Genomic DNA, 14,813 nt, shown 5'->3' with positions numbered 1-14,813 from the left:
CCAGGCCTCGTTCAACGCCATGCCACGGCAGAGGACGAGCGAAAGGGAAGGAGCAGGGTCGCGGTGGCGCCGCGGCCCGGTCCTTCGCTGTCCAGGGAGAGACGCCCGCCCATGAGCTGTGCGGCGAGCGCGCTGGAGTGCAGGCCAATGCCGTGGCCGTGGGGCCGGGTGGTGAAGCCCTGGGTGAAGAGGCGCGGGAGGATGTCCGGGTTGATGCCTGCTCCCGTGTCCACCACCTGGAGACGTACCCAGCCGTCCTCCCGCTCCAGGCGGACCGTGAGCTGGGGGGCGGGTTGGGGGCGGGCCTCCAGGGCATGAAGCGCATTGCTCAGCAGGTTGAGCAGGATGGTGAGCACCTTGTGCTTGTCTGTCTTCACCGGAGGAAGGGCTTGTACCTCCCGGGAGACGGTGACCTGTGCCTGGAGCAGGGCACCATGTTGAAGCCGCAGGGCCTCGTCCATCAACTCGCCCAGATCACACTCCTCCAGAAGGAGGGTGGAGGTGGCATGCGCCATCTGGCCCTCCACGATGGAGCGCACCCGTGACACATTGGAGTCCATCGCCTCCAAGCGTCTGGCGAGAGACGATTTCTCCTGCTCCAGCTCCTCGGCCAGCTGGATGAGGTAGTCCTCCAACTGGCGGCCGCGAGCGTCCTGGGTGAGGAAGTCCGCCAGGTTCGAGCGGTTGTCCGCCAGGAGGGCGGCGACCCGCCGGATGCGGCTCACGCGGGACGTGGCCACGGCATCGCGCATCAGCGTGGTGTCCACGACGATGCTGGTGAGGGCGTTGCCCACGTCATGGAGGACATTGGAAGCGACTTCCGCCATGCCCGCCCTGCGGGCGCTCTCCACCAGGCGGGCCTGGGCCCGCTTCAACTCGTGGGTGCGCTGCTGGACGCGGGCCTCCAGCTCCTCATTGGCCTGGCGCAGGGCGGCTTCGGCCTTCCGCACGTCCGAATAGAGACGCGCATTCTCGATGGAGATGGTGGCCTGGGTGGCGAGGTGCTCCAGGAGCGAGATGCGATTGGGGGAGAATGCCTCGGGCGTCAGGGAATTCTCCAGGTAGAGCAGGCCGTAGAGGGATTCCTTGCGGCGCAGGGGAAGACACAGGACGGATCGGGCGGAGGACGAGGTGAAGTAGGCGTCGGAAGAGAAGGGGTGTGGTTGGGCGGTGTCGTTGAGCAGGACGTGCTCGCCAGTGCGGCGCACGTAGGCGAGCAGGGAGAGGGGCAGTGAGTCGGCGGAGAGGCTCTCGCTGTCGGAGGGGCAGGGGGGCTGGCTCGCGACCAACTGGAGCGAGTCGTCCTGGAGGAGGAGGAGGGCACCGCGTTGGGCACCGGCGCTCTCCAGGGTGACGCGCATGAGGGTGGCCACCAGGCGCTCGAGGCGGATTTCGCTGGAGATGGCCTGCTGGGCCTTGATGACGGCGAGGGAATCGACGCGCTGGGAGCCCGTCCCCTGGGTCGTGGTGGTGTCCTGGGCGGAGGCGGGCGCGGAGAGGAGCTGGGGCCACAGCTCCTCCAATTGGCGAACCTTGCCGTGGGCGCCCCACTGCGAGTAGGCCGCATGGGCCTGGCGGATGTAGGAGCTCGCGAGGAAAGGCAGGCCCAGGCTCTTGCCGAAGCGGGCGGCCAGCTCACTGGCGAGGCCCACGTACTGGGGAGTGTCGTATTCGCGAGCGGCCTGGATGGCGGCCTCGTAGGTGCGCAGGGCCTCCTCGGTGTTGCCGGAGAGCCGGGCCAGCTCGGCGGCCACCATCCTCTCGGCGGCGAGGAAATTCGCCGGGCACCCGTTGGCCCAGTCCGCGAGTTGTTGATGGTGCTTCTCGATGGCGACGAGGAACTCCTGCTGTTCGGCGGGGGACGCGGTCCGATGGCAGGCGGCCAGTGTCAGTGCCCCATACAGCTGGTACATGAACGTCATGGTATCGCCCGGTCCTCTAGAGACCGTCGGCGAGGCCATGGCTCGAGCCTGACGTGCCTGCTCATGGTCACCACACATGAAGCGCGACTGCATCTTGATGTAGAGGAATGGGCCGTAGAACTGAACCGAGCCATTCCCGGCGAACTGTGCTTCGACGCTCACCTCGTCGAACCCATCTCCGTCGACCGAGGAGAAGGAGGGCGTGAGCCCTCGCATCTGCTGCACGACCCGTTGGATGTAGTGGGTCAGGTGGGCAAAGGTTGGATAGATGGACTTGCGTGCGAAATCGACGAAGGCCCTCGTCTCCTCGTAGAGCTCGGAGAGCTCATGGCCTTCGAGGAACAGGATGCGGATGAGGGAGAAGCAACACGTACTGGCGATCGCGGAGTCTCCCGCCAGGACTGCTTGTTGGAAGGCGGAGAGGAGGAACTCCCGGACCTGGGCGAAAGGAGTGGACAGACACTGGATGGGGGCGAGGAGGACCAGGACCTTGATCTTCTGGGAGGAGCGCGGGTAGCGCTCGTTCAGATCGCGGGCGAGTCTGCCAAGCGCCCGTGCTTCACCGTATTTCTGGCGGTTGGAGGCATACCAGTTGGCACAAATGACGAAGCCGATCGCGGAAGCTTCCGTGCTGCCGTCGCGGATGCTCGAGATCGCCAACCGCATGGCGGAGAAGGAGCACAGCAGGGGATTGAAGAACAACGCCGAGGAACTCAATCCCGACAGGACATCGAGGGTCGCCGCCAGGTCGGGATCCGTCCGCGAGGGCCGTGAGAGGAGCTCCTCGACGGAATGCCGCTCCAGCAGGTGCCCCAGCTCCGCCTCCGCCCGGAGCATCTCTTCGAGGGAAGGGGTCATCGGCACGGCCACTCCAAACTTCTCCAAGCACTCCAGGAGGAGGGTGACACCGGCCTGGGCATTGCCATTGATCGTGTGGATGCGGCTCCTGAGAAGGGAGGCGGCGGCCATGTCGGAGCGCGTCCGGGCGTGGGACAACGCTTCCTCCGCCAGTTGGACCGCCCTGTCGGAATGGCCCAGCATCAATTCACAGGACACCTGGGCCAGGCGCGATTTGAAGGTCAGTGCATGGTGGGATTCCCAGGGGTTGCCGGGCAGCAGGGAAAAGGCCTGGTTGAAATAGCCCTCGGCCGAGTGGTGGGCCGTGGATTCCAGGGCCCGGAAGCCCGCCTCGGCGTTGAGGTGCGCCAACCGCGTGCGCTCCTCTTCGTCCATCATCAGCTCCGCGCCCGCGTTGAGCTGGCCCACGACATCGAAGAGGCGCTCCTCGAGCTCTTCCGCGGACAGGTCTCGCAGCATCAGGCGGCCGATGCGCAGGTGCAGGACCTTGCGCTCCTCGTCCGGCAGGAGGCCGTAGGCGGCTTGTTGGATGCGGTCGTGGAGAAAGCGCAGGTGCTGGGGACCCGCCTGGATCACCAGCCCCTCCAGCAAGGCCGGCTCCAGGCCGCTCTCCACCCGCGGGGCCTCCTTCTGGGCCAGGATCGTGAGGAGGGACAGCGGGAAGGGGCTGCCCACACAGGCGGCCAGCTGGAGCAGATGTCGTGTGTCGGCGGGCAGCTGGCGCAGCCGGCCCGCCATGAAGTCCACCACGTTGTCCGAGTAGCCACGCGCCTCGACGCCCGCCTCGTCCCAGCGCCAGCCTCCCTCGGGCGCACGTGTCACCAACTCTTCCTGGTGGAGCGTCTGCAACAGTTGCAGCAGGAAGAAGGGATTGCCCGCCGTCTTCTCCCATACCAGGGCGGAGAGTGGCGTCACCACGTCCGGACTGGCGCCAGGCAGGGCATCCGTCACCAGTTGGCGGGTCTGCTCGAGGGACAAGGCTCCCAGGTGGAGGTCCTCGAGCCGTGCTCCCGCTTTGCGTACCTCGGCGAGCGTCAGCATGAGCGGATGCGCGGGGTCCACCTCGTTATCCCGGTAGGCTCCCACCAACAACAGGGGCGGCGTGCCCGGATGGGTCGTCAGGTACCGCAACAGCTCGAGACTGGCGAAGTCCGCCCACTGCAAGTCATCCAGGAAGAGCACCAGCGGGCGCTCGCTCGTGGCGAAGACACCCAGCAGGCGCTGGACGAGGCGATGGACGCGGTCTCGCGAGGCCTCGGGCGGTAGCTCCGCCACCGCGGGCTGCCTCCCCAGGACGAGCTCCAATTGCGGCACCATGCTCAGCAACACCTGTCCCTGCCCGTCCAGGGCTTCCAGCAGGCGCTGGCGCCAGTCGGCGACCTCCTCGTCACTTCCAGCCAGGAGGTGCTGGACGAGGCCTCGGAGCGCCTGCACGAGGGTCTTGTAGGGCACGTCCCGCTGGAACGGGTCGAACTTGCCCTGGAGGAAGAAGCCGCGGCGCCGCAACACGGGCTTGTGCAATTCCTGCACGACGGAGGATTTACCAATGCCCGAGTAGCCGCGGACCAGCACCCACTCGAGCCGGCCTTCCCGCTCCACGCGCTCGAAGGCGGTGAGCAGCGTCTGAACCTCGGCCTGCCGGCCATACAACCGCTGGGGCAGCAGGAAACGCGCGGGCACGTCCCGCTCCCCCAGGGGGAAGTCTTTCTCTCCGCGCCGGATGCGCTCCAGGTCGAACGACACGCCCTCCGCTCCCTGGTAGCGCTCCTCGGCCCTCTTGGACAGGAGCTTCATCACCAGGGCGGAGAGGATCGGCGGCACCTCGGGTACCACCTGATGGGGTGGCTGGGGCTCCCTCGCCAGGTGGGCGTGAAACCACTCCAGCAAATCCCTGCCCTCGAAAGGCAGACGTCCCGTGAGCAATTGATAGAAGGTCACGCCCAGCGAATAGAGGTCGGTGCGGTAGTCCAGCGTCCGGTTCATCCGCCCTGTCTGCTCTGGAGACATGTAGGCCGGCGTTCCCTCCACGAGGGTGGCGGGAGACGCCTCCACATGCTGCGTCCGCTGGAGGGTGGAAATGCCAAAGTCGATGAGCCAGGGCTGGCCGGAGGCGGACAGGAGGATGTTGGCGGGTTTGATGTCCTTGTGGATGACGCCCCGGCGGTGGACCTCGGCCAGGGTGCTACACAGCTCCAGGGCGATGGGGAGGAATCGGGCGGGAGGGAGCGGCTCATCCAGGCGTTCCGAGAGCGTGGTGCCACCCACGTTCGCGAGGACGAGGACCGGACGCTCCTGGAGCAATTCACAGCCGTGAAGCTGGATGACTCCAGGTGTCCCTCTCAGGCGCTGGAGGATCGTGGACTCGCGCTGGAGTTGGGCTCGTTCGCGAGCACCTGGAAGATCGGAGCGGAGGGTCTTGAGGATGACGGTCTGGCGGTCCGCCTCGCGCAGTGCACGGTACAGCAGGTTGGATGACGTGGACTGCAAGGGCTCGAGGATCGAGTAGCCAGGGAGCTGATGCATGTGGGTGTTCCGAGCATAGAACATTCAGTGGAGCTCCTGGTGTGCTCAGATCCGATGGCCGCTGGCTCTGGGGGGAAGGATCGCCGCCACCAGGCGCCGGGCCGATTCGCGAGCGAGTGCTTCGCCCGAGATGAGTGCTTTGAGTACGCGCTCCATCGCGTCCTGCTGTTCCGTCATCGTGCCCTGGCTCCACCAATGGGGGCGCATGCTCGCAGAAACGATGCTTGATGGCGTTTATAACAGCGTTACAGGCAGGGCATCGTTGCCCCGTTCGCTATCGCGCGTTGGGAAAGGTGTGCCATGCGGACCTCTCGTCTCGCGCCCCGGTGCGGGCTGTTATTGCTTTCTTGTAGCTCGATTGAAAACGAGGGGGTGTTGCCGGACAACGCGCACGACAACACGCGTGTCGCCCGGTCCTCCGCCGACGGCCGGTTTCTCATGGAATGGGATGCGCGAGGATGCGTCCGGAGCGGCGTGGCCCTGGGAGCTGGGCGCTCTCTCGGTTGCCTGGGTTGGTTACGTCAGGCCGCGAATCAATGGGAGGTCCGGAGTGCTTAGCGTGAAGCTTGAACGGAGCTGCACGCTCCACTCTCAAGGAGAGCGACAATTCCTCCCATCAGCGGAAATACCCCGGGACTCAAGCCGAGTCAGTTGAAGCGTCTGGAGGCGACCTACCGTCGCCGGGTACGACCCGAAGAGGTGACGAGTCCCGAGCTCGCTCGCCACCTTACCGAGCTCTCCCTCGAGATAAGCCGACAGGTGGGGGCGCTCATCAACCGGCGCGGTGACATCGAGCACGTCATCGTGGGGGATGCGTCCAAGCTGGAGCTTCCCGAGATGGGGCGCGTCCGCGCGGGTGACACGCGTCTGCGCGGGCTGCGTCTCGTCCACACCCATTTGAAGGACGAGCCTCTCACGCCCGACGACCTCACCGATCTCGTCCTGCTCCGGCTCGACCTCGTCTGTGCGATCGTGACACGGCCCGAGGGTCTTCCGGGTAGGGTCTACCTCGGTTACCTCGATCCCGAGGCGACCGGCGAGCGCGCGAAGTTCTGGAAGACCGAGATGGTCGATGACGTCCATGGGCTCGATTTCGATCCCGTGGCCAGGGCCGAGGAGATCGAGGCTGCTTTCGGCCGCTCGATCGCCGGCCGGGAAATCGCCACCCAGGGGCGCGCCATTCTCGTCGGTGTCGCGACCGACGACCGCAGGCAGGCAGATGCCTCGATGGCCGAATTGAAGGAGCTGGCTCGCACGGCCGGTGTCCATGTCCTCGACACATTCATCCAGACGCGGACGAAGATCGATCCTCGCTTCGTCATCGGTCGAGGGAAGCTCGAGGAGCTGAACCTCCGGGCGATGCAGCTGTTCGCGGACACGATCATCTTCGACCACGACATGACGCCGTCCCAGGCCCGGCACATCGCCGACCATACGAACCTGAAGGTGCTGGACCGCACCCAGCTCATCCTCGACATCTTCGCTCAGCACGCGCACACCGCGGAGGGCCGGTTGCAGGTCGAGCTCGCCCAGCTCAGGTACAGGCTGCCGCGCCTCGCCCAGCGGGATGAAGGCCTCTCCCGGCTCGCGGGCGGCATTGGCGGACGAGGTCCTGGCGAGACGAAGCTCGAGATCGATCGTCGTCGCGTGCGCGATCGCATCACGATGCTCGAGAAGCGAATCGACGCGCTGAGCGCCAGCCGGCAGGTCCGCCGCCAGCAGCGTGCACGGCACGAAGTGCCGGTCATCTCGATCGTCGGCTACACGAACGCAGGCAAGTCCACGCTCCTCAACCGGCTGACGAACTCGGACGTCGTGGCGGAGAACAAGCTGTTCGCCACGCTGGATCCGAGCAGCCGGAGGTTGCGCTTCCCACGCGATCGCGAGGTGATCATCACCGACACGGTGGGCTTCATCCGCGAGCTGCCCCGGACGCTGGTGAATGCCTTCCGCGCCACGCTCGAGGAGCTCACCGATGCCGACCTGCTCCTCCACGTGGTGGATGCTTCGGACCCGGAGCATCCGCAGCAGATCGAGGCCGTCGAGCGCATCCTCAGGAGCCTCGACCTGCACGAACTGCCGCGCCTGCTCGTCTACAACAAGAGCGAGCTCCTCGAAGGGGGCGTGGATGGGTATGTGGCCCACTCCACCGCGCAGGCCCGGGATGGCATCCCGATCAGCGCGGAGACGGGAGAGGGGTTGACGGAGCTCCTCCACCGGGTCGAGGAGCTGCTATGGCGCGAGGGCAAGTCGCTCACGACCAGCGGTGTCTCCATCCAGGATGAGCCGCATCCTCATCATTGACGAGGCTTCGGGCGCCGGGCCCCCTTGCCCCGCCCGGCTCGTCCACCGCCGCCTTCGTCGCGCGCTGCCTCGAGCTCGTCGGGCATCCACGGCAGGTCGAGGAGCTCCTGCAACTCGAGCAGCGTGTTGGCGCGCAGGGCACCACGCCGGCCGCGGCCCACGACGAAGCGCACCGGCCGGTCGAACAGCGGAAGCTCCTCCTCCACGAGCGTGCGTGCGAGCTTCTCAGGCAGGTGGAGCCGTACCACACCGACGGGTTGCCCCGCCTCGTCCTGCTCCACCTCGTAGTCCAGCTCCACCTCCCGGTCGCGGATGAACACCTCGTCCGGCAACGACAGCAGCTCCTCGCGTGTCTCGGGCGGCACCAGTGCGTCCAGGTCGAGCGTCAGCGGGCGCGCGTGGAACTCGTCCATCGTGGTAACCCCCTCGAGTCGTTCTTCGTAGAGGGCGGTCAACTCCGGCACTCCGAGCTTCGCCGTGCGTCCGCCCGAGCGGCGCCACAGCTCGCGCACTTCATCGATCGCCGGCTGGTTGCGGCGCACCGCCGGGTGCTCGGCCTCGCCACGTGCCATCGCCTCCGCGAGCGCGTGGCGTGCGCGGTCGGCCAGCTCCGGCCCCCACGCGCGGAGCACCTCGACCTCGCGCTCCAGTTCGAAGCCGGAGTATTCCACGCGCCAGTCGAGCACGAGCGACATGTGCCACGAGTCGTAGACGAGCTCGGCATCGGTGCGACGCGCGTACTTCCTCAGCACGTCGAGCGGGATGTGCGTGCCCTCGATGGACGCATGCTGCGTACCGGAGCGGTCGGCGAAGTAGCGGAGCATCCCCGCCACCGCGCCCCAGCTTCCGCACACGCTCGTCTTCGCGACGCGAGCCTGTTCGCCCGAGGCCGTCCGCTCGTCGATGACGAGGTCGAAGGGCATGAAGCACGCGAGCAGGTCGGCGAAGCGGCGGTGTACGGGCTCCTCCGCGAATGGCATGTGCTCGGGCAGGCTGGCGCCCACGCTCCGATAGACACTCGCCATCACCAGCGCCGCGTCCTCGATGGCCTTCACCAGCACGCCACGCCGCTCGGCCCAGCGCTCCACCTTCTCCGGGTGGAACAGGTGGCGCGTGAGTCCGTACACCTCTCCCATGAAGCCCGCCTCGCGGTAAGCGTCGGCGTAGAGGTTGTAGGCGGTGAGGTGATCGCTCCCGGCGACGAGTACCCCCTCCAGGTCGCGCTCCTCACGCGTCATGCGATGGAGCGACTCGATCGCGCTGCACACGGCGAGGAAGGGGAGCAGTGCGTCCTCCGCGTTGACGATCAACTCCGCCCAGGCCCGCTCCACGGGGAGGGCCTCGACCGCGCGACCGTAGGGCGAGAGCCGTCCCCGCTCGTCGACGATGTTGCGCTCCCGCAGCCGCTGGAACACGCGGCGATAGGCGATGCGGTCGAGCGGCACGGGGAGGTCCAGCTCATCGGCCCTCACGCCGAGGGCCGCGGCGGTGAGCGCCACGCGCTCCGGGTCGCCAGCGAGCTGGAACTCGGGCTCCGTCGGCTGGAGGGCGAAGAAGTCGATGTCGCGGTTGCTCAGGATGAAGACGCGCCCGCCCTCCACGCGGCCGTGCACCCGCCCGGCCATCTGGAGCAGCTCGTTGTTCCCGAGGTGGACGCGCGTGAGCACGTTGCGCCCGCGCTCGACGAGATTGGCGAAGCGCGTGTCATCGATGACGATGGTGTCGAGCCCCTGGACGTTGAGTGCGCTCTGTCCCGCGGCCGTCATGGCGATGACGTAGGGTCGGCTCGCCGTTCCCTCGAGGAACGGCCGGATGACACGTATGGGCTCCCCGCCGTGGTAGTACGCCGCGTGGATGCTCGGCCAGAGAGTGCGTACGTGCAGTGCCGCCTGCTCGACCGCCGCGCGCGTGGGGAGGAAGAGGCCCACCCCGCGTTGCTCCTGCTCCACGGCGCGGAGGAACGCCTCGTCGAGGAACGCGAGCGGTTGTCTGTCCTCGACCACGACGGTGGCCACCTTCCGCGGATCGAATGCCCGGACCTCGAGCACGTCAACGCTGTTCAGGTAGCGCGCGTAGAGCGCCGGGTCGACGGTGGCGGAGAGCCAGATGAAGCGACAGCCCACGCGCTTGCCGAGCGCGAGGCAGAGCTCGAGCTCCGCCGACGTCTGGTGGATTTCGTCGATGACGAGCGTGTCGTGCGGCAGGATGTCGCCGTTCTGGAACCAGCGCCGCGCGATGCCGGTCGTCACGATGATGACGTTCCAGGAGGGGGTGTCGGGCGTCGCCTCGCGCTCGCGGTTCACCACGCCGACCCTGAGCGGGGCCGCGCCTCCCTGGCCGACGAGCTCCTCGGCGATGAGCCGGATGGCGAGCGTCTTTCCCGTCCCCGTTCCGGCCACGATACCGAAGCCCTTGCCCTCGCGGGCCAGCTCGCGCACTCGCGGCCCGTGGTGCTTCTCGAGGTAGGTCTCGAGGTTCAGCCCGAGCGCGAGCTCGATCGTCTCGCACGCCGCGCGAGTGGGGGCGATGACGATGACGCGCCCCGTCGGTGGCTCGGCGGAGATGAAGGCGTCATGGTCGGGCGGCAGATAGCGGTCGGTTGGCGTACGCACGCTGGATAATCACGCACGACGGAGACTCGCGGGGAAGGGTGAGTGCTGCCCTGAGTGGGTTTGCCGTCAACGACTGAGCAGGGACGCGGCGGCCGGAAGCGGCCGCCGCGCGGAAGGTCTGACTAGAAACGCAGACCCAGGGTCGCGACGACGTCGAAGAAGCCGCCGCTGGGGTTGTCGAGCTGCTCCGAGAGATCCTCGTCCAGCAGCAGCCGGTAGGTCGCCCGGGCTCCCGCGGTGAACTGCTCCACGTTGAACTCGATGCCGGCGGCCAGCGGCACCTCGCCCACCAGTCCCGACTGGTAGCCACCCAGCAGCGTGCCCTTCGCGAAGACGTACGAGCCCCCCACGCCAGCGCCCACGAAGGGACGCACGGTCTCGAGGAAGGGCGGGGACAGCTTCACCAGGGCGGAGCCTCCATGGCGCGTCAGGGCCAGGTCGAACACGCCCGCTTCGCTGATGGGGTTGTGCGCGCCCTCGTAGCCCAGCTCGAAGCCCAGGAAGCGCATGGGCTGCAGGTTCACCGTCAGACCCCAGCTCGGACCCGTCTTGGCGATGTCACCCAGGGTTCCCGTGTAGTTGCCCACGCCTCCGCGCAGGAAGACCTTCACCTTGCCGGTTGGCTCCTCTTCCTGGGCAGCCGCCGTCCCCGCGGTGCCCAGCGCCGCTACGAGCCCCAGTACCGCCATTCCATGACGCGACATCTCATCCTCCCATGTGGTGCGAGTGTGTGCAGGCTATAGCCATTGCCTTCCGTCGGCGCATCCGTCCTGACTCGAATGTTGCGCCGGATGTCGCGTACCGGCGTTGCGGGCTCCCAAACACGCGTGGCCAGGTGTCGCCGGGGCGGGTAGGCTCGTGCCCGAACCATGGGCTCCACACCTGGTTCGCTGGGGCTCATTCGAGCGAGGCATCCATGGAGCATCACTACGCGGAGTTCAACGGCATCCGTATGCATTATGTCACCCACGGCACCGGCAAGCCCCTGGTGCTGCTGCACGGATTCCCGGAGTACTGGGGCGTGTGGAGAGGGCTCATGCGGGAGCTGGAGCGGGAGTATCAGCTCATCGCTCCGGACCTGCGCGGCTACAACCTCACCTCCAAGCCGGAGGGGGTGGAGCACTACCGCATCCAGCACCTGGTGGCGGACGTGCGTGGGCTGGCGGACCACCTGGGTCTCGAGCGGTTCAACCTCCTGGTCCAGGACTGGGGGGCCTTGGTGGGCTGGAACTTCCTGCTTCGCCATCCCGAGCGGGTGGAACGTTTCATGACCATTGACATCACGCACCCGGCGCTCTTCCTCCGGGATCTGCGCACCAATCCCCAACAGCAGAAGGCCAGCCAGTACATGCTGCTCTTCCGCCAACCGGGAGCGGCCGAGGACTACTTCCATGCGAATGACTTCGCCGCGGGGAGGCAGGAAATCTTCGGGGATGCCCGGCGGCACGGGGCGCTACTGTCGGCGGAGCAGGAGGAGGAGTGGGTGGAGGTCTGGAAGCAGCCAGGCGCGCTCACCGCCGGCTTCAATTACTACCGGGCAGCGGAACTGGGGCCACCCGATGGCAAGGGGCATCCGGGCGGCGGCAATATGTTGGATGACCTGAATCCCGAGCAGTTCCTCGTGCGCGCGCCGGTGCTCGTGATGTGGGCGGAGAAAGATACCGCGTTACTGCAGTGCGGCCTGGAGGGGCTCGAGCAGTATGTGCCGGATCTCACCATCCGCCGCGTGCCGGATGCGACGCATTGGCTCTCGCTGGAGAAACCCGCCGTCGTGGCCCAGCACGTGCGTGAGTTCCTCGCTCGTTAATCCCTCTCACCGAGAGCAAGCGGCCCGGCGGCGTCTCCGTGCTCGAGCACGGCTTGCTTGCGACCCCTCTACCCCGTGCGCAATTACGGCGCGGGTAGTGAGGGGGAGCGACAATGCCAGCGAAGAGTACGTGGGGGAAGTGGGCGCGTGTAGGTCTGCTCGTGAGCGCGGGGCTGTACACGGGGTGTCATGCGGTGGACGACTCGGATGGGGAGGTCGCGACGCCCGAGTCCGCGGAACAGGAGCCCTCGTCTCCGCAAGCGGGAGCGCCTCTGCCTCCGGGAGATGTCTCCCCCGAGACACCCGGTGAGCCCGGTTCTGGCTCTGACTCAGGAGGGGAGGGCGATCCGCCTGACGCGCCTCCCGTCGGGTCGGAGCCGGACCCCGGGCCGGGTGGAGACCCGCAGCCGCCTCCGGCGGAGTCCGACTCACGCAGAGCCTGGCTGAGGGACTCGTTCTACGCGGGCGTGGCACCAAGAGGGCTCGCGGTGGGTGATTTCAACGGCGATGGCGCGCCCGACGTGGCCGTCAACGCGGGGGGGCGCAACTTCACGAGCCGGTACGTGAGCGGTACGGGGGAGTTCCTCCTGCTGCTCAACGATGGAAGTGGTGGACTCCGGAAGGGGCCGGCGCGACTGTCCTTGAGCCGAGGCAGCCGCATCGCGGCCGGTGATGCGGAGGGTGATGGCGACCTGGACGTGTTGGTGGGGTCCCGTCACGGGGCGAGTCTGTTGGTTGGGAACGGGAATGGCACCTTCTCGGCGCAGGTCGTCACCGTGGGCGATGGCCTCGTCTCCAGCCTGGGCTTCTGGAGTGGAAGCTCCGGTGCTCCCCTCGCGTGGGCCCTGGGGAACTACTCGCGGAGGGATGGGTCGACCACCGAGGCCGGGTTCGGTCTGCTGCGTCATTTTGGAGACGGCCGCTTCGAGTCCTCCTCCCTCCTTCATGAGAACGGAAACCCGTTGATTGGCATCACGCAGGATTCGTTGTTGGCCGCGGTCGCTGATTACAACGAGGATGGCTTCCCGGATGTCGTGTTCGACGACGCCCTGACACGGGAAGGGCGGACAGCGCATGTCTTCTTCGGGGACAGCGCGGGCCGGGTCCGTGCGGGTGGCGTCCTGCCCTGGACCGGGGTCAGCCGCCTGTACACCGCGGACTTCAACCGTGACGGGCACGCGGATCTCCTCACGGCGGACACGCACTTCCTCCGGGTGTACCTGGGCAATGGCCAGGGTGACTTCTCCGAGGCCTCCTCGGTGGAGCTCGGGCAGGAGGTGAGTGATATGGCCGTGGTGGACCTCGGCACCGACAACCTCCCCGACGTGGTGGCCCTGCACGGCGCGGCGGGGACGGTGTCGCTCCTGCGCGGCGCTGGCGAAGGAAAGCTCGCACCGCACAGTCAACTGGCGGTGGGTCGGGATCCGAGTGCCGCCGCTACCGCCGACCTGGATGGAAACGGGACGCTCGAACTCCTGATCGCGGAGGCGGACGACAACGCCGTGTCCGTGTATGCCATCCCGACCGAGCCCGTCCAGGAGTCGCCCGTCTCCTCCTGGTGCCCGCTGGATTCTGTTCCGGCGGACGCCTCGGTCCCCTCGTCCGCGTCCCCGCTGGCGGAGGTGGACACAGGGGGCGCAACCTCGAAGGCGGCCGTGGGGGACTTCGATGGGGATGGTCGGAAGGATCTCGCGCTCGCGTTGCCGGAGCAGGGAGCGCGGTTGGTATTGAACCCAGGGAGCGGAACCTTCACGACCTGGGACGTCCTCGAGGACCATCAGGTGTCCACGCTCACCGCGGGCGACTTCGACGGCGATGGCCGGAGTGACATCGCGGCTTCCCTGTACGACGGGTTCGATCATCATGACGTGACCGTGGTGTGGAACGACGTGGCGGCTCCCTTCGAGAACAGATTGTCACTCGGTGTCTCGGACGGCCCCGGCGGGTTGCTGGCCGCGGATTTCAACCGCGATGGGCACGTGGATCTGGCTGTGTCGTTCCAGGGGTTCTGCATCGGGCATGCGGAACGCTTCACCAACCTGGGCGACGGCACGTTCAGCGCGGTCCGTCTGAAGGATTACAACTACGAACCGGATGACACCTGTCCATCGATTGGAGAGCCACTTGCCGGGGACTTCAATGGGGACGGCACGTTGGATCTCATCCACACGACGCTGGGAATCAATCTCAACCCCACCGCCGCGGATGGGAGCCTGCTCCCCGGATATGGGTTCGTGGGCAGGGGTCCCTTCCTCGGGGTCTCGGATGTGAATGGCGATGGGCGGGTGGATCTGGTGCAACAAGCTTCGAACACGGGTGGTGTGAGCCTGTACCTCGGTGATGGGCATGGGTCGTTGTTGGCGCCCATCCCGTGCCCGTTGGCCGCGGGGAACAAGACGATCGCGCTGGAGGACCTGAACGCCGATGGGCTCACGGATGTCGCGGGCACTTCCGCCGATGGGACCGGGCTGTGGGTGGCGCTCGGGAAGGGCCAGGGCGGATGGAATCCGCCGCGGAGCTACGCGCCGGGCGCCCAGGTCGAGTGGGTGAAGCCCGTGGACCTGCTCGGAGACGAGCGCCCCGAGCTCCTCATGTTGCTGCGCTCGGGCCGGCTGCTGGTGTACCCCACGCCTGGGAATTGAGGGAGCCACCCGCCCGCGTGGGACTCGAGTTTTCTCCGGATTCGGACGTGCCCCTATCCTCCGTCATGAGGGAGGTGGTGACTTCGGCGGCGGCAGTTCCTCCTGGTAGCCCAGGGGCGTGAGAGGTGGAGCCTTCCGCTTCTCG

Annotated in this window: 7 protein-coding genes; 3 read left to right on the top strand and 4 right to left on the bottom strand. The window is 67.1% G+C overall.

The genetic code is table 11. The annotated features are described in order from the left end of the window. Window positions 1-11 precede the first annotated feature (11 nt). Window positions 12-5,303: a trifunctional serine/threonine-protein kinase/ATP-binding protein/sensor histidine kinase gene (locus JQX13_RS49565; RefSeq protein ID WP_203406358.1), complete on the bottom strand. Its 5,292-nt coding sequence runs from the start codon at window positions 5,301-5,303 to the stop codon at window positions 12-14. Between the two features lie 45 nt (window positions 5,304-5,348). Then, entirely contained in the window at window positions 5,349-5,480 is a 132-nt protein-coding gene (locus tag JQX13_RS55770; RefSeq protein WP_275424966.1) for a hypothetical protein, read from the bottom strand. Window positions 5,481-5,909: 429 nt separating this feature from the next. On the opposite strand from JQX13_RS55770, the gene hflX reads away from it, so the two are divergent. Next, window positions 5,910-7,607: a GTPase HflX gene (gene hflX / locus JQX13_RS49560; protein ID WP_203412575.1), complete on the top strand. Its 1,698-nt coding sequence runs from the start codon at window positions 5,910-5,912 to the stop codon at window positions 7,605-7,607. Here the strand turns inward: hflX and JQX13_RS49555 are convergent. Together JQX13_RS49555 and JQX13_RS49550 are read right to left on the bottom strand one after the other, a co-directional pair. After that, the gene (locus JQX13_RS49555; protein WP_239014340.1) at window positions 7,601-10,219 is read right to left on the bottom strand and encodes a DEAD/DEAH box helicase; all 2,619 of its coding nucleotides are present in this window, start codon (window positions 10,217-10,219) and stop codon (window positions 7,601-7,603) included. The genes hflX and JQX13_RS49555 overlap by 7 nt on opposite strands. 122 nt (window positions 10,220-10,341) lie before the next feature. Then, the gene (locus JQX13_RS49550) at window positions 10,342-10,923 is read right to left on the bottom strand and encodes a hypothetical protein (protein ID WP_203406357.1); all 582 of its coding nucleotides are present in this window, start codon (window positions 10,921-10,923) and stop codon (window positions 10,342-10,344) included. A gap of 212 nt (window positions 10,924-11,135) precedes the next feature. On the opposite strand from JQX13_RS49550, the gene JQX13_RS49545 reads away from it, so the two are divergent. Both JQX13_RS49545 and JQX13_RS49540 read left to right on the top strand, forming a co-directional pair. Continuing rightward, window positions 11,136-12,026, top strand: coding sequence for an alpha/beta fold hydrolase (locus JQX13_RS49545; RefSeq protein WP_203406356.1), 891 nt, complete (start codon window positions 11,136-11,138; stop codon window positions 12,024-12,026). Between the two features lie 488 nt (window positions 12,027-12,514). Next, entirely contained in the window at window positions 12,515-14,668 is a 2,154-nt protein-coding gene (locus JQX13_RS49540; protein WP_203406355.1) for an FG-GAP repeat domain-containing protein, read from the top strand. Window positions 14,669-14,813: the final 145 nt, after the last annotated feature.

Source organism: Archangium violaceum, assembly GCF_016859125.1.
In the GTDB taxonomy this organism is placed as follows: domain Bacteria; phylum Myxococcota; class Myxococcia; order Myxococcales; family Myxococcaceae; genus Archangium; species Archangium violaceum_A.
This window is presented reverse-complemented; position numbering and strand designations above follow the sequence as displayed.